The 22,095-nt window shown below is 67.3% G+C and carries 24 protein-coding genes and 1 tRNA gene; 12 read left to right on the top strand and 13 right to left on the bottom strand.

Annotation, left to right across the window (positions count from 1 at the left end; genetic code table 11):
* Window positions 1-10: 10 nt before the first annotated feature.
* Window positions 11-778 (bottom strand): SDR family NAD(P)-dependent oxidoreductase, encoded by a 768-nt coding sequence (locus Q7S93_RS17410; RefSeq protein WP_304715828.1) that lies wholly within the window; start codon window positions 776-778, stop codon window positions 11-13.
* A 190-nt stretch (window positions 779-968) separates the two neighbouring features.
* A tRNA-Lys gene (locus tag Q7S93_RS17405) sits at window positions 969-1,044 on the bottom strand.
* An 87-nt stretch (window positions 1,045-1,131) separates the two neighbouring features.
* On the opposite strand from Q7S93_RS17405, the gene Q7S93_RS17400 reads away from it, so the two are divergent.
* Window positions 1,132-1,488: an Hpt domain-containing protein gene (locus tag Q7S93_RS17400; protein ID WP_304715826.1), complete on the top strand. Its 357-nt coding sequence runs from the start codon at window positions 1,132-1,134 to the stop codon at window positions 1,486-1,488.
* A 3-nt stretch (window positions 1,489-1,491) separates the two neighbouring features.
* Here Q7S93_RS17400 and Q7S93_RS17395 read toward each other — a convergent pair whose 3' ends face one another.
* Window positions 1,492-1,833 carry a chorismate mutase gene (locus tag Q7S93_RS17395; RefSeq protein ID WP_304715823.1) on the bottom strand — a complete coding sequence of 114 codons (342 nt, stop codon included), beginning with the start codon at window positions 1,831-1,833 and terminating at the stop codon, window positions 1,492-1,494.
* A 51-nt stretch (window positions 1,834-1,884) separates the two neighbouring features.
* Window positions 1,885-2,853, bottom strand: coding sequence for a transcriptional regulator GcvA (gene gcvA / locus Q7S93_RS17390; RefSeq protein ID WP_304715820.1), 969 nt, complete (start codon window positions 2,851-2,853; stop codon window positions 1,885-1,887).
* Window positions 2,854-3,026: 173 nt separating this feature from the next.
* Between gcvA and cobA the strand changes: the two genes are divergently transcribed.
* From cobA to Q7S93_RS17360, 6 genes are all read left to right on the top strand, one after another.
* Window positions 3,027-3,887, top strand: coding sequence for a uroporphyrinogen-III C-methyltransferase (gene cobA, locus Q7S93_RS17385; RefSeq protein WP_304715817.1), 861 nt, complete (start codon window positions 3,027-3,029; stop codon window positions 3,885-3,887).
* Between the two features lies 1 nt (window position 3,888).
* Window positions 3,889-4,248 (top strand): DUF2849 domain-containing protein, encoded by a 360-nt coding sequence (locus tag Q7S93_RS17380; RefSeq protein WP_304715814.1) that lies wholly within the window; start codon window positions 3,889-3,891, stop codon window positions 4,246-4,248.
* 11 nt (window positions 4,249-4,259) lie between these two features.
* Window positions 4,260-5,915 carry a nitrite/sulfite reductase gene (locus tag Q7S93_RS17375; protein WP_304715806.1) on the top strand — a complete coding sequence of 552 codons (1,656 nt, stop codon included), beginning with the start codon at window positions 4,260-4,262 and terminating at the stop codon, window positions 5,913-5,915.
* On the top strand, window positions 5,899-6,402 hold the full coding sequence (locus Q7S93_RS17370) for a DUF934 domain-containing protein (RefSeq protein WP_304715788.1): 504 nt from the start codon (window positions 5,899-5,901) through the stop codon (window positions 6,400-6,402). The genes Q7S93_RS17375 and Q7S93_RS17370 overlap by 17 nt, the downstream gene beginning before the upstream one ends.
* Before the next feature lie 2 nt (window positions 6,403-6,404).
* The gene (locus tag Q7S93_RS17365; protein WP_304715772.1) at window positions 6,405-7,160 is read left to right on the top strand and encodes a phosphoadenylyl-sulfate reductase; all 756 of its coding nucleotides are present in this window, start codon (window positions 6,405-6,407) and stop codon (window positions 7,158-7,160) included.
* Window positions 7,161-7,222: 62 nt separating this feature from the next.
* Window positions 7,223-8,035 carry a ferredoxin--NADP reductase gene (locus Q7S93_RS17360; protein ID WP_304715766.1) on the top strand — a complete coding sequence of 271 codons (813 nt, stop codon included), beginning with the start codon at window positions 7,223-7,225 and terminating at the stop codon, window positions 8,033-8,035.
* Between the two features lie 19 nt (window positions 8,036-8,054).
* Here Q7S93_RS17360 and Q7S93_RS17355 read toward each other — a convergent pair whose 3' ends face one another.
* Window positions 8,055-8,537: a 3D domain-containing protein gene (locus Q7S93_RS17355; RefSeq protein ID WP_304715761.1), complete on the bottom strand. Its 483-nt coding sequence runs from the start codon at window positions 8,535-8,537 to the stop codon at window positions 8,055-8,057.
* Window positions 8,538-8,705: 168 nt separating this feature from the next.
* On the opposite strand from Q7S93_RS17355, the gene Q7S93_RS17350 reads away from it, so the two are divergent.
* From Q7S93_RS17350 to folD, 4 genes are all read left to right on the top strand, one after another.
* Entirely contained in the window at window positions 8,706-9,296 is a 591-nt protein-coding gene (locus Q7S93_RS17350; protein ID WP_304715755.1) for a glutathione S-transferase family protein, read from the top strand.
* A 12-nt stretch (window positions 9,297-9,308) separates the two neighbouring features.
* The gene (locus Q7S93_RS17345; RefSeq protein ID WP_304715753.1) at window positions 9,309-10,322 is read left to right on the top strand and encodes a S1/P1 Nuclease; all 1,014 of its coding nucleotides are present in this window, start codon (window positions 9,309-9,311) and stop codon (window positions 10,320-10,322) included.
* The gene (locus Q7S93_RS17340; RefSeq protein WP_304715750.1) at window positions 10,322-10,774 is read left to right on the top strand and encodes an NUDIX domain-containing protein; all 453 of its coding nucleotides are present in this window, start codon (window positions 10,322-10,324) and stop codon (window positions 10,772-10,774) included. The genes Q7S93_RS17345 and Q7S93_RS17340 overlap by 1 nt, the downstream gene beginning before the upstream one ends.
* Window positions 10,775-10,852: 78 nt before the next feature.
* Entirely contained in the window at window positions 10,853-11,749 is an 897-nt protein-coding gene (gene folD, locus Q7S93_RS17335) for a bifunctional methylenetetrahydrofolate dehydrogenase/methenyltetrahydrofolate cyclohydrolase FolD (RefSeq protein WP_304715749.1), read from the top strand.
* Window positions 11,750-11,781: 32 nt separating this feature from the next.
* Here the strand turns inward: folD and Q7S93_RS17330 are convergent, their stop codons facing one another.
* From Q7S93_RS17330 to Q7S93_RS17295, 8 genes are all read right to left on the bottom strand, one after another.
* Window positions 11,782-12,858 carry an acetamidase/formamidase family protein gene (locus Q7S93_RS17330; protein ID WP_304715746.1) on the bottom strand — a complete coding sequence of 359 codons (1,077 nt, stop codon included), beginning with the start codon at window positions 12,856-12,858 and terminating at the stop codon, window positions 11,782-11,784.
* Window positions 12,859-12,894: 36 nt separating this feature from the next.
* Window positions 12,895-16,041, bottom strand: a complete 3,147-nt coding sequence (locus Q7S93_RS17325; protein WP_304715743.1) for a TonB-dependent receptor — start codon at window positions 16,039-16,041, stop codon at window positions 12,895-12,897.
* A gap of 145 nt (window positions 16,042-16,186) precedes the next feature.
* The gene (locus tag Q7S93_RS17320) at window positions 16,187-17,008 is read right to left on the bottom strand and encodes a FecR family protein (RefSeq protein ID WP_304715741.1); all 822 of its coding nucleotides are present in this window, start codon (window positions 17,006-17,008) and stop codon (window positions 16,187-16,189) included.
* Between the two features lie 100 nt (window positions 17,009-17,108).
* Window positions 17,109-17,693, bottom strand: a complete 585-nt coding sequence (locus tag Q7S93_RS17315) for an RNA polymerase sigma factor (RefSeq protein ID WP_304715740.1) — start codon at window positions 17,691-17,693, stop codon at window positions 17,109-17,111.
* Window positions 17,694-17,942: 249 nt separating this feature from the next.
* A complete protein-coding gene (locus Q7S93_RS17310) occupies window positions 17,943-18,569 on the bottom strand; it encodes an ABC-type transport auxiliary lipoprotein family protein (RefSeq protein ID WP_304715738.1) in 627 nt (208 codons plus the stop codon).
* Window positions 18,566-19,504, bottom strand: coding sequence for an MlaD family protein (locus Q7S93_RS17305; protein ID WP_304715737.1), 939 nt, complete (start codon window positions 19,502-19,504; stop codon window positions 18,566-18,568). The genes Q7S93_RS17310 and Q7S93_RS17305 overlap by 4 nt, the downstream gene beginning before the upstream one ends.
* A gap of 2 nt (window positions 19,505-19,506) precedes the next feature.
* Window positions 19,507-20,334, bottom strand: coding sequence for an ABC transporter ATP-binding protein (locus Q7S93_RS17300; RefSeq protein WP_370652202.1), 828 nt, complete (start codon window positions 20,332-20,334; stop codon window positions 19,507-19,509).
* Window positions 20,335-20,339: 5 nt separating this feature from the next.
* Window positions 20,340-21,476: an ABC transporter permease gene (locus Q7S93_RS17295; protein ID WP_370652201.1), complete on the bottom strand. Its 1,137-nt coding sequence runs from the start codon at window positions 21,474-21,476 to the stop codon at window positions 20,340-20,342.
* Between the two features lie 239 nt (window positions 21,477-21,715).
* On the opposite strand from Q7S93_RS17295, the gene Q7S93_RS17290 reads away from it, so the two are divergent.
* A complete protein-coding gene (locus Q7S93_RS17290; RefSeq protein ID WP_304715733.1) occupies window positions 21,716-22,081 on the top strand; it encodes a hypothetical protein in 366 nt (121 codons plus the stop codon).
* The last annotated feature ends 14 nt before the right edge of the window (window positions 22,082-22,095 follow it).

Genomic DNA, 22,095 nt, shown 5'->3' with positions numbered 1-22,095 from the left:
GGGGAGCGCCTTAGCGCGCCGTATAGCCGCCATCGACCACCAGTTCGGAGCCGGTGACGAACTTCGCCTCGTCCGACGCCAGGTAGACGCAGGCCCAGGCGATGTCGTCGGGCTCGCCCACATGGCCCAGGGGATGCAGGGCGTCGAGCGCCTTGCGGGCTTCGATCTGATCCGGCGCGTCCTGAAGATAGCCCTCGACCATCGGCGTCCAGATGAATCCCGGATGCACCGAATTCACCCGGATATTCTCCGCCGCATAGAGGAGGGCGTCGGTCTTGGACATCAGCCGGACGGCGCCCTTGGAGGCGTGGTAGGCCGGAACATCAGCGCCGCCCACCAGCCCATAGATCGAACTCAGATTGATGATGCTGCCGCCCTGCGCCCGTCGCAGGTGGGGGATGGCGTGCTTGGTGGCGAAAAACACGCCCTTGACGTTGACCGCCTGAACGAAGTCCCACTCGGCTTCGGTGAGCTGGTCGGTGGGCTTGCTCGCCCCGGCCACGCCGGCGTTATTGACCAGGATGTCGAGCCTGCCGAAGCGCTCGACGACCTCGGCCAGGACGCGCTGCACCTCGGCTTCGCGGGTGACGTCCAGCGGCCATGCGCCAGCGATGAGCCCCCGCTCGGTCAGCTCGTTCGCGAACCGGGCGGCTTCGGCGGCGCGCACGTCGGTTACGGCCACCGACGCGCCTTCTTCGGCCATGCGGAGCGCAATGGCGTGGCCCAGACCCACCGCCGCCCCCGTGACGACCGCCACCTTTCCCTTCAACCGCTGCATGACCACCTCCTCAAACGTCCTGAGAAAAGGCTAGGCTTCCGGCGCAAACGCGCCTTGCGCCCGATCAAGTTCGTCGTTCAGGGACGGCCCAAGGCCAGGCGGATCGCGCCGGTCGCCGTTTCACCGGCGGGGCTACGAGGGGGCGCTTGCGAAGCGCCGCCCCTGGATCACCAAAACTCAAAGAAAGATATGGTGGGTGCAGTAGGATTCGAACCTACGACCCGCTGATTAAGAGTCAGCTGCTCTACCAACTGAGCTATGCACCCGTCGCGACGGCCCGTATCTGGGGTCTCGGCGAGGGCGCGGAACATAGCCAGATTTTGGGCCTTGGCAAGCGGGCGACGGAGAGAAAGATGGCGCGGCGTGATCTGACCGGGGCGGTGGACTTCGCCTATCTGGAATCCTACGCCGCCGGCGACCTTGTCGTGGTCCACGAGGTGCTGGAGTTGTTCCGTCAGCAGGCGGGGCTCTGGGCGCCTCTGTTGACCCCCGGGGCCGACGGCTGGCGCGACGCCGTCCACACCATCAAGGGGACCGCCCGGGGCATTGGCGCGCAGGATCTGGCCCAGGCCTGCGAGGCGGCCGAAGCCGCGGGGGAGGGGCGTCTGCCGGCCGTGCGCGACGCCCTGGACGCCGCCCTGGCCGATGTGGCGGCCTATGTCCACGAACTGATGCTGCAGTCCCTGAAGACGCCGACCGCCCGGCGTTGAGCCTCAGGCCAGCGGGTCGCCGTCGGGTGTGCGGTTCCTGTCCCAGGAGCCGAACTCATAGGCGATGCAGCGGTCCACCAGGGTGCGCCAGACGGGCTCGGCGATGGCTTCGGAAAGGCCGGCCTCTCGGGCGGCGGCGCGCACCTTGGCCACCACGTCCTCGATTCGGGCCTCGTCGCGCACCACCCCGCGGTGGGGCTTGATGCGGGCCGCGGCGTCCATGAAGCCCTGACGCTCGGCCAGCAGCTTGACCAGGGCGCGGTCCAGGGCGTCGACCCCCTGACGGACCTCGGTCATGGTGGTGCAGTCGGCGGGCGCCTTGTGGTCGTCGATCTCAACTAGCATTCAAAACTCGGCAGCATTCGGGACTGTAGTCGCAGGGCGCCGGCGCCATCGCTAGATGCCGGCCCCGTTGTCTATGGCGCGCAGGGCGGCCTCGTGGGCCTCGGCCTCGGCGGTGATCCAGGCGACGAACGCCTTGACCTGCGGTAGCCGGCCCTTGGCCTTGGGATGGACGAGGTAATAGGCGAAGTCCACCGCCGTGGCGATCTGTAATGGCGCCACCAAGCGGCCCGCCTCCAGGTCGGCCTGGGCCAGGGTGCGCTTGGCGAGCGCCACGCCGCGGCCGTTGACGGCGGCCTCGATCACCAGGCTCGACTGGTTGAACCGCGGGCCGCGGGAGCCGTCCACGGTCTTCAGGCCCCGGGCCGCCAGCCACATGGCCCAGTCGGGGCAGGAGGCGTCCAGCTCGGCCGAGCCGTCATGCAGCAGAATGTGGTTGAGCAGGTCCGACGGATCGTTCAGCGGCGTGCGGGCCAGAAGGTCCGGGCTGGCCACGGCCAATACCGTCTCGCTCATCAATGAGGTGACCTCCAGGCCCGGATAGCGGCCCGAGCCATAGCGGATCGCCAGGTCCACCTCGCCGGCGCTGAGATCCACCAGCTCCATGCCGGCCGACAGCCAGACATCGACCTGGGGATGGGCCTCCTCGAACTTGCCCAGCCGGGGCACCAGCCACTTGGCGGCGAAGGAGGGGGCGGCGGTGATGGTCAGGCGACGGCCATCGACCGGGGCGGTCAGCAGGGAGGCGGCCTCGGCCAGGCGGTCGAAGGCCTCGCGCAGGGCGGGCAGGGCGGTCTGGGCCGCATCGGTCAGCAGCAGGCCCTTGTGGGTCCGCTTGAAGAGCGCGGCGCCCACATAGTCCTCAAGGTTCTGAATCTGCTGGCTCACGGCGCCCGGCGTCACCGAAAGTTCTTCGGCGGCGCGGCTGAAGTTCAGATGGCGCGCCGCGGCCTCGAAGGCGCGCAGGGCGTTCAGCGGCGGCAGGCGGCGGCGATCACCGGCGCGGTCGGCCTGTCGTTCCATGAGTTTTCCTGAACCCCCGGGCAGAACTCCTTGGGTTGCGAAGTGGGGCGTATTTCCCCAGTTTGCAAGCATCCGGCGATGTATCGGCCCTTTCGTCGGCGGATGGAAGCGGGGCGGGCCAAGGTCCGCCCCGCCGCCATTCCAGGGCAATGCGTATTAGAGAAGCTAAACCCATGGCTCCTGGCGAGCGACAATCGAAGCGGAACGGCCGCCTGGTGGTGCTGGATGGCGCGGCCACGCGCCCGGCCGGCCAGGTCTGGCTGGTGGGCGCCGGCCCCGGCGACCCCGAGCTCTTGACCCTCAAGGCGCTGAAGGCGCTGCAGGGCGCCGATGTGGTGGTCCATGACGGCCTGGTCTCCGACGAGATCCTCGACCTGGCGCCGGCCGCCGCCCAGAAGATCAGCGTGGCCAAGCGCAAGTCGCGCCACTCCTACGCCCAGGACGAGATCAACAGGATGCTGGTGGCCTTCGCCCTGCAGGGGCTGAAGGTGGTGCGGCTGAAGGGCGGCGATCCCTTTATCTTCGGCCGTGGGGGCGAAGAGCTCGAGGCCTGCCGCGAGGCGGGCGTGGAATGCCTGGTCGTGCCCGGTGTCACGGCGGCCCTGGCGGCGGGCGCCGGCGCGGGCGCGCCCTTGACCCATCGGGGCCTGGCCCAGGCCGTGACCTTCGTCACCGGCCACGCGGCCAAGGGCGAGGAGCCGGATCTGGACTGGGAGAGCCTGGCCAAGCCGAACCAGACGGTGGTCATCTATATGGGCGTGTCCACCGCCGCAGGCATCGCCCGCAGGTTGACACAGGCCGGCCGTAACCCGGCCACGCCGGCGCTTATAGTCGAGAACGCCAGCCGGGCCGATGAGCGCCGAATCGTCACCAGCCTCTCCGGCCTGGCCGACGCCGCGGCGGATCTGAAAGGCCCGGCGCTTCTGATCGTCGGCGAATCGATGGCTCTGGCCATGGCAGGTGAGGCTGGGGCCGGCGAACCCGGCCAGATGACTCAGATTGAGGCTCGCGCCGTCGAGCTGGGAGGCAAGTGAGATGAAGGCCCTGACCGCCAACCGCCTGATCGACGGCGATGTCGTCTTCTGGAAGGCCGGCAAGTGGGTCGAGCGTTTCGCCGACGCCGACCTGTTTGACGACGCCGCCGCCGCCGAGCTCGCCGAGGGCCAGGCCAAGTCGCAACCCACTGTCGTGATCGACCCCTATCTGATCGACCTGATGGAATCGGACGGCCTCTGGGCGCCGCTCAGCTATCGCGAGCGCATCCGGGCACTGGGTCCCACCAACCATCCGACCCATGGCAAGCAGGCCGAGGGCGGCGAGATGATCGAGGCGCTGATGCACGCCGACGGCGCCGCCCGCTCCAGCGGTCGCGTCAACCTGATCAAGCGTAAGTAAGGAGGCGCGGGATGTACCAGTACGACACCCTCGACAAAGAGATCGTCGCCGACCGCTCGCGCGAATTCCGCGAACAGGTGGGCCGCCGCCTGGCCGGCGAGCTGAGCGAGGATCAGTTCAAGCCCCTGCGCCTGATGAACGGCCTCTATCTGCAGCTGCACGCCTACATGCTGCGGATCGCCGTGCCCTATGGCTCGCTGAATTCCCGCCAGATGCGCAAGCTGGCCTATATCGGCCGCACCTATGACCGCGGCTATGGCCACTTCACCACCCGCCAGAACCTGCAGTTCCACTGGATCAAGCTGCGGGACACCCCCGACATCCTCGACCACCTGGCCGAGGTGGACATGCACGCCATCCAGACCAGCGGCAACTGCATCCGCAATGTGACCTCCGACCCCTATGCCGGCGCCACGGTCGAGGAGCTGGACGATCCCCGGGTCTGGTCCGAGGCGATCCGTCAGTGGTCGAGCCTGCACCCGGAATTCTCGTTCCTGCCGCGCAAGTTCAAGATCGCCATCACCGCGGCGCCCAAGGACCGGACGGCGGCCAAGGTCCACGATATCGGCCTGATGATCCGCCGCGGCCGCGACGGCCAGCTGGGCTTCGAGGTGATCGTCGGCGGCGGCCTGGGCCGCACCCCCTATGTGGGCCCGACCATTACCGAGTTCCTGCCGGCCAACCGGCTGTTCTCGTACCTGGAGGCGATCCTGCGGGTCTATAACCGCCACGGCCGCCGGGACAATCTCTACAAGGCCCGGATCAAGATCCTGGTGGCCGCCCTCGGCGCCGAGGAGTTCGCCCGCCAGGTGGCCGAGGAATGGGCCAAGATCGGTCCCGAGGGCGACCTGCCCGACACCGAGCTGGCCCGTATCCGCGGCGCCTTCGCCAAGACCGCGTTCGAAGCCCTGCCGGCGGTGTCGGAGACCTTCGAGGCGGCCAAGGCCGCCGATCCGGCCCTGGCCCGCTTCGCCCGCAACAATCTGCGGACCCACAAGAAGGCGGGTTACGCCATTGTCGAGATCTCGCTGAAGACCGTGGGCGAGACCCCGGGCGATGCGACCTCCGACCAGATGGACGTGGTCGCCGACCTGGCCGAGCGTTTCGGCCAGGACGACATCCGTGTGACCCACGAGCAGAACCTCGTCCTGCCGCACATCCGGCTGGACGACATGCCCGAGGTGTTCGCCCGGCTGCAGGCCGTGGGTCTGGCCAGCGCCAATGTGAACCTGATCTCCGACATCATCGCCTGCCCGGGGCTGGACTATTGCGCGCTCGCCAACGCCCGGGCCATTCCGGTCGCCCAGCAGATCGCCCAGACCTTCGCCGACCAGGAGAAGGCCGAGGCCATCGGTGAGCTGAAGATCAAGATCAGCGGCTGCATCAACGCCTGCGGCCACCACCATGTGGGCCACATCGGCATCCTGGGCGTCGATAAGAAGGGCGAGGAGTTCTACCAGCTCACCCTGGGGGGCTCCGGCGCCGAGGACGCCTCGGTGGGCAAGATGCTCGGCCCGGCCCTGCCTTACGACAAGGTGGCCGCGGCCATCGACACCCTGGTCGAGGTCTATCTGCGCGAACGCCGGGACGGCGAACGCTTCCTGGACACCTATCGCCGCACCGGCGTCGAACCCTTCAAGGAGGCCGTCTATGCCGACGCTCATTAAGCTCGACGCCGGCCGGTTCGTCCTGGCCAACGACCCCTTCACCGCCGTCGCCGACGACGAAGGGCTGCCGCTCGGCGACGTGATCATCTCGTTCACCCGCTTCCAGGCCGAGGGCGAACGCCTGCTGGCCGAGGGCCGCGCCGTAGGCGTGCGCCTGGAGCCGGACGAGGAGGTCGAGGCCCTCGCCTATGACCTGCCGCGGATCTCCGTGGTGGCCGTCGCCTTCCCCAAGTTCCGCGACGGCCGGGGCTTCACCTCGGCGCGGCTGTTGCGCGAACGGCTGGACTATGCCGGCGAGGTCCGCGCCGTGGGCGATGTCTTCCGGGAGCAGGCGGGCTTCATGGTCCGCTGCGGCTTCAACGCCTTCGAGCCGTCGGACGGCTCGACCCCGGACATCTGGGCCCAGGCCGTGAGCCGGCATCGCCACGTTTATCAGCGCGCCGCCGACGCCCGTGCGCCGGCCTTTCTGGAGCGCGAAGGAGGGTGACCATGGCCTATGATCAGACTGATCGGCCATCGATCGCAGACCGGCTCGACGCCGAACTGCGCCACGCCGAGCCGACCGAAATCATCGCCGCGGCGCATCGCGAGTTTGGCGACAAGCTGGCCATGGTCTCGTCGTTCGGGGCGGAGTCGGCTGTGCTGCTGCACCTGGCCGCCCAGGTCAGCAAGGACATCCCGATCCTGTTCCTGGACACCGGCATGCTCTTTGGCCAGACCCTGGACTATCGCCGCAACCTGGCCGCTCAGCTAGGCCTGACCGACGTGCGCGACCTGCGTCCGCACTATCAGGACCTGGCTGTGGCCGACCCTGACGCCAAGCTGTGGAAGACCGACGTGGACGGCTGCTGCCATATCCGCAAGGTCCTGCCGCTGGACCGGGCGCTCGGCGAATTCGACGCCTGGATCACTGGCCGCAAGCGCTTCCACGGGGGCGACCGCCTGTCCCTGCGGGTGGTCGAGGAGGCCGATCCGCATGTGAAGTTCAATCCCTTGGCCAACTGGGGCAAGGAAGACCTGGACGCCTACGTCCTGGCCCACGACCTGCCGGCCCATCCCCTGGTGGCGCAAGGGTTTCCCTCGATCGGCTGCTGGCCGTGCACCTCGCCGGTCGAAGACGGACAGGATGTCCGCGCCGGCCGCTGGCAGGGTTCGCAAAAGAGCGAATGCGGCATACATGTCGCCCGCGCGCCGGGGATCACCACGACCGCCGGCGGGTCGACCAATGTCGGCGGCGACATCTGACTTTCGCCAGAGCCCTTTCCGACCTGGCTGGCTCAGCCGGATCGAAACAGAGAGACGACCTGATGACTGACGTGACCGTGGCCGCGCCGGCCCCGAAGAAGGCCGGGGCCTTCAACCTGGAAACCGTGACCTGGGTCCAGCACTGGACCGACAGCCTGTTCTCGTTCCGCACCACCCGCGACCCCTCCCTGCGGTTCTCCAGCGGCCAGTTCGTGATGGTCGGCCTGGAAGTGGACGGCAAGCCGCTGCTGCGCGCCTATTCCATCGCCAGCCCCGCCTGGCACGAGGAGCTGGAATTCTATTCCATCAAGGTGCCCGACGGCCCGCTGACCTCGCGCCTGCAGAAGATCAAGGTGGGCGACCAGGTGCTGATCGGCCGCAAACCCACCGGCACCCTGGTGCTGGACGGCCTGAAGCCCGGCAAGCGCCTCTATATGCTCGGCACCGGCACCGGCCTGGCCCCGTGGCTGTCGCTGGCCCGCGACCCCGAGGTCTATGAGCGGTTCGAGGAGGCGATCGTCACCCACACGGTGCGCAATGTGGCCGACCTGAACTATCGCGAGCTGTTCGAGGAAGACCTGGCCAAGGACGAGATCCTGTCCGAGGTTATCGGCGACAAGCTGCGCTACTACCCCACCGTCACGCGGGAGCCGTTCAAGACCCAGGGGCGGATCACCGATCTGATCGCCTCGGGCAAGCTGTTCGAAGACCTGGGCGTCCCGCCGCTGGATCCGGCCGTGGACCGCCTGATGCTCTGCGGGGGGCCGGGCGTGCTCGCCGACCTAAAGACCATGCTCATCGAGCGCGGCTTCGAGGAGGGCTCCATCGCCAAACCCGGCGACTTCGTCCTGGAAAAGGCCTTCGTCGAGACCTGAGGTCCGAGCGCCCCTTGGCCTATTTGGCCGGGGGGCAGCCCTTGAACTCGCCAACCTTGGTGACGGTCAGCTCCGACAGGTTCAGGGGCATCATCGGCTTCATGGAGGACCGTCCATGGCCGGTAAAGAGGTCGATCTTTTCGCCCTTGATCGAGCCGCCGACGTCAGAGGCGTACCAGTAGCCGTCGTGGACGCCGCCATCGGGCATCGGCAGGCCGACGGTCTCCTTGATGAACAGCACGGTGCGGCGGGGGATGAGGCTCTTGTCGATGGCGGCGGTGCGCATGGCGACCACCTTGCAGCCCAGGGAGTCCAGGGCGCCGACGCCCGCGGCGCCGGCATGGTAAAGCGAGGCGCGCATTCGGTAGGCTGGCGTGCCGGGGAGTCCCCCGGTCATCGCGCCCACGATCAGATCGCCGATCGGGTCGCTGGTCGCGGCCTGGGTGCTGGAGGCCAGGGCCAGGAAGGGTAGAGCCGCCAGGGCGGCGAGGCGGCGTCGCATGGCGGCGTCATCCTGCGTCGTGAAGCTGGTGGCCAGTGGGTAGCTGGCAAAGCCCGGGCTCGCAACCCGTTCAATTGAGATCTTCCCGTGGCGCAGGGAGTCAAACAGGCTTGGCGCCTGCAACAGGTCAGATATCACCAGTCTTGCGAGCAGTCAGGGAGACGGGCCGTGGGCCTTAGAATCTATGGGGATTCCATCTCGGACAATTGCCTGAAGGTGAAGTGGACCTCGGAGCGGCTGGGTCTCGACTATGAGTGGGTCGAGATCGACCTGCTGAAGGGCGAGACCCGCACCCCGCAGTTCCTGGCGATCAATCCGGCCGGCCAGGTTCCGGTGGTGATTCTGCCGGACGGCCGGCCCCTGGCCCAGTCCAACGCCATCCTCCTGCACCTGGCCGAAGGCTCGGACCTGATCCCGGCCGACGCCTATGCCCGCGCCCGGATGCTGGAGTGGATGTTCTGGGAGCAGTACAGCCACGAGCCCTATGTGGCGGTCGCCCGTTTCCGGGTCCGCTATGAGGGCAGGTCTGTCGAGAGCCTCGAGCCGCGGCTGGTGGAGCGGGGCGCTGCGGCCCTGCAGCGGCTGGAAGACGCCCTGGCGGCGGGGACTTTTCTGGTTGGCGAACAGCTCAGTCTCGCCGATGTCGCCCTGGTCGCCTATACCCGGCTGGCCGGCGAGGGCGGTTTCGACCTTTCGCGCTATCCCAGGGTGCAGGCCTGGATCGCGCGGGTGGAGGCGGCCCTGCCGATCAAAGACTAGGAGTTTTTCCAGATGCGGATCGCGACGCTTCCTCTGGTGCTGGCGGCCCTGGCCGTCATGGCCCCCGCCCACGCCCTGGCCTGGGGCGGCCATGGGCACCGCATCATCGGCGTGGCGGCCATGGAGGCTCTGCCGGACGAGGTTCCCGCCTTCCTGCGCGATCCCACGGGGATCAGCGAGATTGGCGAGCTCAGCCGCGAGCCCGACCGCTCCAAGGGCGCGGGCAAGATCCACGACTCCAACCGCGACCCGGCCCACTTCGTCGATATCGATGACGCCGGCCTGGTGATGGGCGGGCCGAAATTCGAAACGCCGCTGCCGCCGACCCGCGCCGACTACGAGAAACAGCTCCAGGCCGCCGGAACCGACAGCTGGAAGGCCGGCTATCTGCAATATTCCATCGTCGACCAGTACCAGCAACTGACCCTCGACTTCGCCTATTGGCGGGTGCTGGTCGCCGCCGAGGCGCGGGAGACCGATCCGGGGCGCCGCGCCTGGTACGCCGCCGACCGCGCCCTGCGGGAGGGCCTGCTGAAGACCACCATCGGCGCGCTGTCGCACTATGTGGCCGACGGCGCCCAGCCCCTGCACACCACCGTCCACTACAATGGCTGGGGGGACTATCCGAACCCCAAGGGCTACACCACCGAGCGGATCCACGGCGTGTTTGAAGGCGAGTTCACCCGCGCCCATGTCAGCCTGGCCGACCTCAAGGGCGCCATGGCGCCGCTTCGCCTTTGCGATTGTGCGGTCGAGGATCGGACCGTCGACTACATCCTGGCGGGCTTCGCCGAGGTGGAGCCATTCTACGCGCTGGAAAAGGCCGGCGGATTTGCGCCCGCCGATCCCCGGGGGGTGGCCTTCGTGCTGACCCAGACCGCCGCCGGGGCTTCGGAACTGCGGGATCTCGTCGTCGAGGCGTGGCGCGACAGCGTCGACTCGCAGGTGGGCTGGCGTCCGGTGAAGGTGGCCGATGTGGTGGCCGGCCGCGTCGATCCCTTCGACGCGCTCTACTCGATCGATTGATGGCCAAGGTTCCACAGTTTGGCGTTCCCGAACCCGGCCGCGCCTATCCCGACCGGCCCGTGGCCTTCGGGGTGGGCGTGCGGGACGGGCTGGTGGCCCTGGTCCGGGTCGAGCCGGCCGACGGCCCCGTACGCATCGACCTGCCCGGTGGCGGGATCGATCCGGGGGAGGCCGCCGAGGTCGCCGTGGCGCGGGAGTTCGTCGAGGAGACGGGGCTGGAGGTCGCGGCCAAGGGGCGCCTGACCCTGGCCGACCACTTCTTCGTCAATGGCGCGTCCGAGGCCTACAACACCCGCGGCGTCTTCTTCGCCGTCGACATCCTCGCCGCGCGCCCGGAGCGGAAGATCGAGGCCGACCATACGCTGTTCTGGCGTGCCCCGGCCGAGGCCCTGACTATGCTCAGCCGCGACAGCCACGCCTGGGCGCTGGCCTGCTGGCTGCGCCGCGGCTGAAGGGCGCAAGCCCACTGCGTTGCGCCGCGCGCCGCCAGGGTCTAGGTGGCGGGCCACAGCCTCACCTCAGGAGTCGTCATGCCCCAGGCCCAAATCATCGACGGCAAGATCTATTCCGAACGCGTCCGCGCCGAGGTGGCCGAGGAGGTCGCGCGCCTGCGCCGGGACCATGAGATTCAGCCGGGCCTGGCGGTGATCGTGGTGGGCGACGACCCGGCCAGCCAGGTCTATGTGAAGTCCAAGGGCGAGCAGTCCCTGGCGGCAGGCATGCATTCGATCACCCACCGCCTGCCGGCCGATACCCATATCGACGAACTGCTGCTGCTGATCGCCGGGCTCAATGAAGATTCCCGCATCCACGGCATCCTGCTGCAACTCCCCCTGCCGGGACATCTGGACCAGCGCGCGGCCCTGGCGGCCATCAGCCCGGACAAGGATGTGGACGGCCTGCACGTGGTCAATGCCGGCCGCCTGGCCAATGGGGAGCCGGCGCTCACCCCCTGCACGCCGCTCGGCTGCATGATCATGCTGCGCGAGACCCTGGGCGATCTGACGGGGAAGTCGGCGGTCGTCGTCGGCCGCTCTGTCCTGGTCGGCCGGCCAGTGGCGCAGCTGCTGCTGCAGGCCGACTGCACGGTGACCATCGCCCATTCCCGCACCAGGGACCTGGCCGCGGTCTGCCGTCAGGCCGACATCATCGTGGCCGCCGTCGGCCGGCCGCAGATGATCCGCGGCGACTGGATCAAGCCGGGCGCGGCCGTCATCGATGTGGGTATCAACCGCGTGCCCTTCGACAATCCGGAAAAGGCCGCCGCCGGCAAGACCAAGCTGGTGGGCGATGTGGCCTTCAAGGAGGCCCGCGAGGTGGCCGGCTGGATCACGCCTGTGCCCGGCGGCGTCGGCCTGATGACCGTCGCCTGCCTGCTGCAGAACACCGTCACCGCCGCCAAGCGGCAGAGCGGCTTGGAAGGGTAGGGACGACGCTGGGGAGCGCCGCCCCTGTCATTCTAATCGGCCCAGTAGGGCACGGTTTTCAGGAACAGCTTCTTCGGCACCGTCCCATAGATGATCTCTACGCCGTCCACCGCCTCGGCGACGGCAAAGTCGACGGCGATGCTGGAGATAGAATAGGCGTCGGCCTTGGGGATGCCGGCGTGTGATTGCAGGAAGGCTACGGTGTTCTCCACCGACTTCCGCATGGCGTTGTCGAGGTCTTCGTCCAGACCCATGACATAGTAGTTTTCCGCATCCTCCGCGAAGGGCGCCGGCATTTCAGCGCCCTTGCCTTTGTGGACGATGAACTGGAGCGTGCCGGTCAGCGAGGCTTCAATGGCGTTGCCGGAGACCTCCCCGTCGCCCTGGGCGGCGTGAGCGTCGCCAGTGTAGAACAGGGCTCCGGGATTCAGGACTGGCAGATAGAGGGTGGAGCCGACGGTCAGCCGCTTGAGGTCCATGTTTCCGCCGAAAATCCCCGGCGCTCGGGAGCCCACAGTGCCGATGGCGGGGTCGGGCGCCACAGCCATGATCCCTAGAAACGGGCCGAGCGGCACTTCGATTTCAGGAGAGAAGAGGGCGACTTTCCGCTCGAGATCGAATTTCAGGATCTTCTGGACCTGTTCGGTCAAGAGGCCGGGCGCTACGCCGCCGGTTCCGGGGCTGTTGACCCCGTAAGGCACGCGGTGCTCCAGATCGATGATCCGGATCTCAAGCATGTCTCCAGGCTCGGCGCCCTCGACATAGATCGGTCCGGTCAGGACGTGGCCCCGCCAACCTTCGCCGCTGCTCACCGCAGCAATGTCCTTCACGTCTTGGAGAACCTCATCGGCCGAAATGCCGGCCTGGGCGAAGTAGGCGACCGGATCATCCGTCAGACCGCCATGGGAGACGGTGTCAATGCGGACAGTCTGGCCTGACGTGATCCTCAGGACTGGCGGCCGGGTCGCGGAGATCGAGCCCCTGAGCACGGTTTCCGGCGTCGAACGGAGGTGAACATCGGGGGTAGCCCGCAGGGGCGTGGGCCCCTGGGCCAGGGCAGGCCCTGCCAGGGCAGCGACGGCGGCCGCGAGGATGGCGTGTCTGATCACGATGCAGAGTCCTTGGTTGGGGAAGGGGGGCGACATCTAGAAGCTCATCCGCACACCGGCCTTGAAGGCGCGGCCGACCAGGTCATAGGGAGAGCCGCCAAGGCTGATCGCCACGATCGGCGGGTCCTTGTCGAACAGGTTGTCGATGTTGAGAAAGGCCTGGATCTGCCGGCCCGGCCGATCGACGACCTGGTAGCGCAGGCTGGTGTTCCAATAGACCGCCTCGGGCCAGACGTTCTTGTTGACGCTGTTGGACGCGGCGGGGTTGTAGTTCGGGTCTTCTGGACCCACCAGATTGACGTTGTACTTGATCGTGCTGGTGTAGCGGACCATCAGGTTGGCGGTCAGGCGGTCCAGGGTGTAGGTCGCCTGGCCGTTCCAAGACCAGGTGGGGATCGTCGCCCCGGCATTGTCGGTGTCCTGGGTCCCTGCGATCGTCCTCAGGTCATCCACCCAGGTGCCCAGCGCCCGGAATGTCAGGTTTCCCGGCAGGTCGAAGTTATCGAGCGGAGCCCGATAGACCATCTCGATATCCACCCCGTTGGTCTTCAGGGCGTTGAGATTGAGCTGAGGCACGTTGACCCGCGCGACGCCGATAGGGCTGCTGGGGTCGAGTTCAACGAAGCGGGCATAGGACTGGTCACCGCCCACCAGCAGGCGGTCGAGGATCTCTTGAACGCCGAGGGTGGCGATCACGTCCCGGATCTCAATGTCGTAGTAGTCGATGGAGGCGCGGAAGCCGGACGCCCACTCCCATGTCGGCTGGATCACCAGGCCGATCGTCGTGGTGTCGGCGGTTTCCGGGACGAGCTGGTCGTTGCCCACCGTATTGCTCTTGGTGAAGCCTGACCGGCCCGTGACCCTGTTGACCACGTTCGGGTTGCCTTCCGACCCGGGGTTGAACAGCTCGTTGATATTGGGCGCGCGAATGTCCCGTGACTTGGTGAAGCGGAGGCGTAGTGCTTCAACAGGCTCCCAGGTTGCGCCCCCTTTCCAGGTCGTCACCGAACCGGAGGTGGAATAGTTGGTCCGCCGAACCGCGCCGTTCAGGTCCAGAGACTGGGCGAAGGGCAGGTCCCGCAGGATCGGAACGCCGCCCTCAAGATAGACCTCCTTCACCTCAATCTCGCCGGTGTAGGTGGGGTAGTTCTGGTTCATGAGCGCACCCCGCTTGCAGTCGGGGCAGCCGTTCACGTCGGCCGTGTCCTTGCGCCATTCGAAACCGGTGGCGATGGCCACGGGCCCGGCCGGAAGATCGAACGCCTCCCCGGCGAGGTTGGCCTGGACTGTGTACTGGCGCAGGTCATTCTTCTGCTGCGAGGCGGAGTTGAAGTAGGCCAGCGCAGCCTGGTTCTCCTCCACATTGGCGCCGAAGATATTGTAGGGCACGCAGCCGGGGGACAGGTTGGCGATCCACTTGGCGCGTTCTTCCGGCCGTTGAGCGTTGAAGTGGGGATTGGTTTCAACGGGTCCGCAGGCCGGTTGGCCGTCGGGGCCGGTCACCACATAGGCGGCCTGGAAAAAGTCCGCTGTGCGGGGCGTGCCGCTGAGGTTTGGATTGAACGTCGCCCGCCCGAGCCCCACGCCCACATCCCAGTTCCAATCGCTGAACACCTTTCCGTCCAGGCCGAAGTCGGCCTGCAGACTCTCTGTCCGGTTCCGCGACCGGATCGATCCCACATCGTCGCGCCGTGTGGCGCTGTAGGGAATACGATCGACCCCGGCGGCCTGCATGGACGCAACCACGGAAGCCGGCAGGAAAGGGTTGGTGATCAAGACCGGGTAGTTGTTGTAGTTGGGAATGCGCGCGCCGAACGACTGTCCGTAGGTCAGAAGGTTGCCGTAGTGGAGCTGAGCGAAGGCGTTGATCTCCGGGGTCAGTTCGTACTCGGCCCGCGCCAGGGCGGCGCTCCGATCATAGGCGGGGCGCAGACGTTGGTCCGGATTCTCCCAGCTATCGATCGTGCCGCCGATCATCTCGGTGTTCCCGATGATCGATCCATACTGGTACTGATAGATTCCGCCGTCGGCGTTCCAGGCTGTGCCACGCAGCGGCCCTGACGGGACCAGGCCGTTGGAATTGTAGGCCGAGGTGAAGACGTTGTTGGAGATGATGGTGGCGGGCAGCCCGGCGGGACGGTTGGCCGGCAAGGACATCACGCCGGGGTAGCTTTCGCCCCAGTCCCGGGAATCCATCAGGCCGGAGCCATTGTTGAGTGTAAAGTCGCCGCCGATGATGAAGTGGCCGCGTCCGTCGGCGAACGAGGTCCCCCAGGCGGTGGATCCGTTGACCTCTACATTGTCGCCCTCCTGCGAGACGCCGTACTGGAGGTTGACGTCGAAGCCCTCCATCCGGTTGCGCAGGATGAAGTTGACCACCCCAGCCACCGCGTCGGAGCCATAGGCCGCAGAGGCGCCGCCTGTAACGATCTCCACCCGCTCGATCAGGCTGGTTGGAATCAGGTTCGTGTCGAAAAGCCCTGTCTGGCCGTCCGGCACGTGGCGGCGTCCGTTGAGCATGACCAAGGTCCGCTGGCCGCCCAGGCCGCGCAGATCGAGGTTGGCCTTGGAGGCGTTCTGAGCGCCCGTCGAGTTCACGCTGGGTCCGCTTGAGCCCCGAAAGCTCGGAATGTCCCGGACAATTTCGAAGACACTGGCGGCTGCGCGTTGCTCGATCTCGGCGGCGCCCACGGTGGTCACCGGGGTTGGGGCCTGGAAGCCGGTGACCTGCAGGCGCGAGCCCGTCACAAGCACCTCGCCGATCTCCACCTCCATTGGCGCAGCCGGAAACGGGGCGGCTTGCGCCGTCTGGATGGGCGGGGCTGCGGACTGCCATGCCGTGCGGATGAGGGGGGTCGGCGCAGGGCCCAGGGTGATCGTGCGGCCGTCATCGGCGAGGACCACAAGGTTGGTGCCGGCCAGAAGGCCCTCGAGGGCCTTGCGCACCGGCAGTTCGCCCTGGACGCTTCGGGTCTGCTTGTGGCGAACCTCGTCGGCCGCCACGAGGATCTGAACACCGGCCTGGCGGGCGAATTCGGCGATACCGGAGGCCGCCGGCTGAGCGGCCACTTGGAATGGCTGCGCCTGCGCCCAGGCGGGGGCGCAGGTCAGCATCGCGCCAACCGCGCAGGCGCAGAAAAGCCGCCTGCGCCAGGCCGTCATCGTCTTCGATTTTGTGTTCATATTGTCCCCCTTGGCTTGAGCCGGCTTCATCCGGCGTCAGGGGGAGGACGTTGCTAGAACCCCGTTCCGGGGCTTGTGGGGGCGTCCCGGCCGCATTCGGCCGTTTCGCTCGAAAATTAATCAGACCTCGGAAGCTGAAGCATGATCATGGGCGCCGCAGACGCAGAGCGCCGTCTTCATGCCGCGCCTCCGCCCCGAGCAGGGTGACGACGGAGGCGACAAAAGCCTCAGGATCATTGGTGCTGAACAGGCCAACGAGTTGCTCCTGGCCAAGTTCGGGAGTCTCCACCACGATCTTGAGGGCGTTGTAGCGGTTGAACTCCGTAGCGGCCTCGGCGAGCGTTTCTCCGTCCAGGACGACCTCGCCCTGCCGCCAGGCCAGGCTCCGGCGGATCGCGCCAGGGTCTGAACGGACGAGAAGCGCCTCAGCGTCGTCCGTCACCGAAACACGGTGACCTGCGGGGACCTTGGCGCGACCTTCGTCATTGATCCGCCACGCCTCAACCGTTCCATCGGTGACCTGAAGATCGGTTCGACCTTTCTGCTGGCGGACACTGAAGGCGGTGCCCAGGACCTGGAAACGTGCGGCGCCGGACCGAACGACGAACGGACGCGTGGGATCGTGAGCGACATCGAACCAGGCCTCGCCGCGCAGGATTTCGATGTGTCGTCGGCGAGAGGTGAACCGGACTTTGAGAGCGCTATCGGTGTTCAAAACGATCTGGGTGCCGTCGATCAGAGGCGCCCGTCGAACTTCGCCAAGGCCGGTGCTGTACTGTTCCTGGCCCAGGTTCAGAAAGACGGTCGTTCCACCGATGGCTGCGGCGAGCGCTCCGCCGCCCCAAGCCAACAAGGCCCGTCTTGGGAGGCTACGCGCGCTCTTTTCCGGCTGCAGGTCGGTCAGCGGCAGCGCCCGCGCCCGATCTACGAGGCTGAGGGCGGCCTGGGCGCGGAGGTATGCGCCCACTCGGCGGGAATCGCCCGCCAGCCAAGCTCTAAGCTCAGGGTCCGTCGAAGATCCAAGGTCTCGCGCATCGGTCCGCACGGCCCAGAGGGCCGCTTCATCATCAATCTCTCTTGCGGCTTGTGCGTCTGACATCAGGTTCTGTGCGGTTGGCCGCCTCTTCTGCTCCGTCATCCCGGGTGAGGGCGGTCAGGATCAAACGCAATCCCCGCGCCGCCTGAGCCTCCACCACATTTTCGGTCACGCCGAGCCGTCTGGCGATCTCACGCTGGGATAGTCCATCGACCCGGCGCATCATGAATATCGTGCTGCACCGCTCTGGCAAAGACTGGATAACAGCCTGGACCCTGCGAAGCTCAAGTCGGCCAGCCACGACCCTTTCTGCGGAGGGTGCATGATCTAAGACGTCCAACGTCGCCAATTCCGTCGTGCGCGCGATCGACACGACCCGTGCCTGCCTCAGTCGATCCGTTACGACGCTCCGGATTGTCTGAAACAGATAGGCCCTGCCATTCTGGATATGATCGATCGACGCGAGGGCGGCGATGCGACAGTAGGCATCCTGGACGATGTCGTCGATTTCGTCCCGGCTCCAACCCCCATGGCTCAGCCAGCGGCGCACATCGGCCTCGTGAGGCAGGATTTGCGCGCCGACCCAGGCGACAAATTTTGCGCGGGGATCGATCATTTGGCATCCACAGGCTGCGCCAAGCGCGCAAACCATCAGTCACCACGGTCGAGGCCGCATGATGGGCAATCAAGGTGCGCGGGGCTCCTGGCGTTCTGCGTAAGGCCGAGCTGACTGGATCGCGTTCAGAAACGGCGTCGCTCGCGCAGGCTTCTGCCCAGTCCGCAGGCTTGGCCTGAACCCGGCCGCGCCGCCGCGCACCCGTGGACGGTGCGTCCGGCAAGATTAACACTTCAAGATGTGCGGGCTCTAGCCCCGTGGCGCGCCGGTGCGGTTGGACCAATCGACCAGCTGGGTCAGAACCTGGCCGGTTCCGGAATTGAAGGCCGCGACGATGGCGCTGACACGGTTGTCTGTGGCGCGGACCTCGGCCTCGAACACGTCCTCGTCGATCAGGGCGCGGTCGCCGCGATTGACCAGGGTGGCGCGCAGGCGGACCACCACCAGCGGGGCGGCGTTCTGGCCGCGGTCATAGACCACTTCGAACCGCCGCACATCGAGCCGCAGGACGCTCTCGGCTGTCCGCATCTCGCCACGGGTGACCAGGCGGGCAGGGCCGGTATTGGCGTCGAAGGCGCGCTCGACCGCCTCTCCGAACAGGTCGGTGGCCGGCGCGACCCAGCGGGCGCCGGCGATATAGGCCACCTCGTCGCCGGTGACGGTGAGGATGCGGTCGCCGCTGGCGGCCCGCACGAACCCCGTGGTGGGCAGGACCAGGCCGAAGGTCGGCGCCGGCGGCGCGACCGTGGCGCCCGGGTCGATCGCCGCCTCCAGGCGATAGAGTTGCGACGGCTCGGCGTCCGGCAGCAGCGAGACGCAGGCCGACAGGGCGAGCGCCGCGGCGGTCAGGCCGAGGGCGCGAAGGGCGGCGATCATGGCTTCACCTCGATTTCCATGGCTGGCCCCTTGCCGACCACGCCGCGGGGATTGGAGCTGACCTCGTTGGTCAGGCGCGACAGGGACTCGGCGGCCTCCTGTAGGGTCTCGGCGGCCCGGGTGACCTGGGGCAGGCCATAGGTCGCGAAGTCTGCGGTCGGCCCTTCGAGGCCGGCCAGGATCTTGCGCAGGTCGCCCGCAGCGGCCTCCGTTTCCGCGGCCGCCTCGCTCAGGCTGGCCATGGCCGCCCGGCCGTCGGTGTCGACGATGTCACGGGTCGAAGCGGCCAGGGCGCGAGCCTCCTCGGCGGCCTCGCCGATGTTCTGCAGCGCCACCTGCGCGTCGGCGATGATGGCCTTGCGCTCGCGCAGCTCCGCGGTCACCGCCTGGGCGTCGGAGATGGCCGCGCCAAGCGTCAGGATGTTCTCGTCAGACAGCACCCGATTGACCCGATCCAGGGCCTCGACCGTGCGTGACAGCACGGTGCCGCCGCCCTCGAGCAGGTCCGCCAATGTGCTGCGCTGGCTCTGGATGATCGGCACCCGGCCTTCAGGCGAGGCATCCTTGAGCAGGGGGCGGGTCGAGGTGCCGGCTGTGATCTGCACATAGTTGAGGCCGGTGATCCCCTGGGGCTCCAGGGTGGCGAAGGAGTCGACGCGGATCGGCACGTCGGAGTTCACCCGGATGCGGGAGATGACGCGACTCGGATTGGTGCGGTCCAGCGAGATGTCGGTCACCTCGCCGACCTTGATGCCGTTGAAGTGGACCTCACCCCCCTGGGTCAGGCCGCGGACCGGACCCTGGAACAGGATGTCATAGACATCGTAGTCCCGGGCGAAGGCGACGCGGGCCAGCCAGATGCTGAAGATCACCAGGCCGATGAACAGGATCAGGGTCGAGAGGCCCACCAGGGCGTAGTTGGCGTTCTTCTCCATGATCAGGCCTCGCTCGCCAGGGTGCGGGCCTTGGCGGCGGCGCGCCCGCGGGGACCCAGGAAGTATTCCTGAATCCAGGGGTGGTCGGAGGTCTCCAGCTCGGTCACCGGCGCCTGGGCGACCACCTTCTTGTCGGCGACCACGGCGACGCGGTCGGTGATCGCATAGAGGCTGTCGAGGTCGTGGGTGATCATGAAGACCGTAAGATGAAGGCTGTCGGAAAGGTCGCGGATCAGTTCGTCAAAGGCGCCGGCGCCGATGGGGTCGAGGCCTGCCGTGGGTTCGTCCAGAAACAGCAGGTCGGGGTCGAGCGCCAGGGCTCGCGCCAGCGCCGCGCGCTTGCGCATGCCGCCGGAGAGCTCGGCCGGCTTCAGTGCGCCCGCATCGGGCCGCAGGCCGACCAGGGCGATCTTGAGATCGGCCAGTTCTTCCATTTCTCGGGCGGACAGGCGGGTGTGTTCGCGCATGGGCGCCTCGACATTCTCGCGCACGGTCAGGTTGGAGAAGAGGGCGCCGTGCTGGAAGAGAACGCCCCACCGGCGTTCCAGTCCCGCGCTTTCCCGCGCCTTGTCCACATCCTGGCCGAACACCTTGACCGTGCCGCCATCGGGCGACTTGAGCCCGATGATGGTGTTGAGCAACACCGACTTGCCCGATCCAGACCCGCCGACCACGGCGACGATCTCGCCCCGGCGCACATTCAGGTCGAGGCCGTCATGCACCACATGGTCGCCGAACTGTGAGCGCAGGCCCGAAACCTCGATGACATAGTCGTTCGCCGGGGCCTCGTCGGGGCTGGTCGTGGGCTCAGGGGCGGTGGGTTGATCCAGGTCGGTCAAATGTCCAGCTCCATATAGAGCAGGGCGAAGGCGGCATCGATCATGATGATCGCGAAGATGGCGTGCACCACCGCGGCGGTCACCCGGCGGCCCAGGGACTCCACATCGCCGCCGACCTCCATGCCCTGGCGGCAGCCGATGCCGGCGATGACGATGGCCATGATCGGCGCCTTCGACAGGCCGACCCAGAAATGGGTGGGACCGACATATTCCAGGATGCGCTGGAAGAAGAAGTTGGGGCCGATGTCCAGCACGCTCCAGGTGACGGCCAGCCCGCCGCACAGGCCGGCCAGGGTGGCTACGAAGGTGAGCAGGGGGATGGTCACGAGCAAGGCCATGAAACGGGGGAAGACCAGGGCCTCGAAGGGATCGACGCCCATGACCTTCATGGCGTCCACCTCCTGGTTCATCTTCATCGAGCCGATCTCGGCGGCGAAGGAGGAGGCCGAGCGGCCCGCCAGCAGGATGGCGGTGATCAGGATGTTGAATTCCCGCAGCACGGCCACGCCGATCAGTTCGACGGCGAAGACCTGGGCCCCGAACTCGCGGAGCATGTTGGCGCCCAGCAGGCCCACGACGGCGCCGATGAAGAAGGAGGTCACCGCCACGATGGGAATGGCGTCCAGGCCGGCGCGCTCGGCCAGGGAGAAGACCGAGGCCCAGCGGATGCGGCGTGGGTTCACCACGCTCTTGCCGAGCACAATCAGCAGATGGCCGGCGAACACCAGGGTGTCGAAGGCGTCATAGGCGGTGCCCACCACCCCCTTGCCGATCCGCACCGTCATCTCGTGCCAGCCGCGGGGCTCGCGCTTGGGCTCGGCGCGCTTGGCGGCGGCCTCGGCCACCAGTTCGATCAGGCGCTGGTTTTCGGGGCGCGCCTCCACCTTGGCGGGGTCCAGCTCGCCGCCGGCCGCGCGGATCAGGGCGAAGGCGCCGGCGGTGTCGAGCTTGCCGACCTCGGTCAGGTCGAAATGGGCGGCGGGATCACGCTTCAGGGCTTCGCTCAGGCGTCGGCCCTCGCGCCCCAGGGCGTTCAGCGTCCAGTCGCCCGTGAGACGGACGGCGCGGTCGGCGCCGTCGCCCGTCAGCTCGAAGGCGGCTGGGGCTTCGTCCGAGGTCGAGACACTACTGATGGCGCTGCTCCGAAGACGAGGCCGGCTGAATCGCCGCAAGCCAGAACCCTAGCAGAGCCAGGTCCTGGTTCGAACGTCTTATGGCCGAGGTTGTTCCGTCCACAGGGAGCCCCACAAATTTGAATAGCTTGACCGTGGATCTCGTCTCGCTTTCGCCCGATTTGACCGTGTAGAGAGGGCCTGTCTGCGGGTCGTCCGCAGGCAGGATTGAAATACGTATCAAGGCTGGGAGCGTTGTGTTGGCCCGCCAACTCGATTTCGTCGGCAAGTCCGGCACGACCTATCGCTACACCGCGCTGGAGGATGACCGCATCCCTCCGACCGCGGGCGCAAACTATGTGATCGCCGAACTGAACCAGGGCGCCGAAGCCCGAGTGCTCTATGCGGGCGAAACCGAGAACGTCATGGGATCGGATCTGGCCGCGCGGCTGGAAGAGGTCCGCGAGCGTTGGCGCGACGCCGAACTGCTGCTCCGGCTCAATGTCCGCCGGGCTGTGCGACAGGCCGAGCAGGAGGATCTGATCGCAGGCCTGCTGCCGCCCCTCAATGATGCGCCGGCAGCCCCGCCCGAGCCTCATCAGGACGATCGGTTCCCCGAGGCCTGATCTCTTGGCGGCGG

The organism is Phenylobacterium sp., assembly GCF_030646615.1.
Classification (GTDB): Bacteria; Pseudomonadota; Alphaproteobacteria; order Caulobacterales; family Caulobacteraceae; genus Phenylobacterium.
The sequence above is the reverse complement of the archived record's forward strand: the minus strand, read 5'-3'. Positions and strand labels throughout refer to the sequence as shown.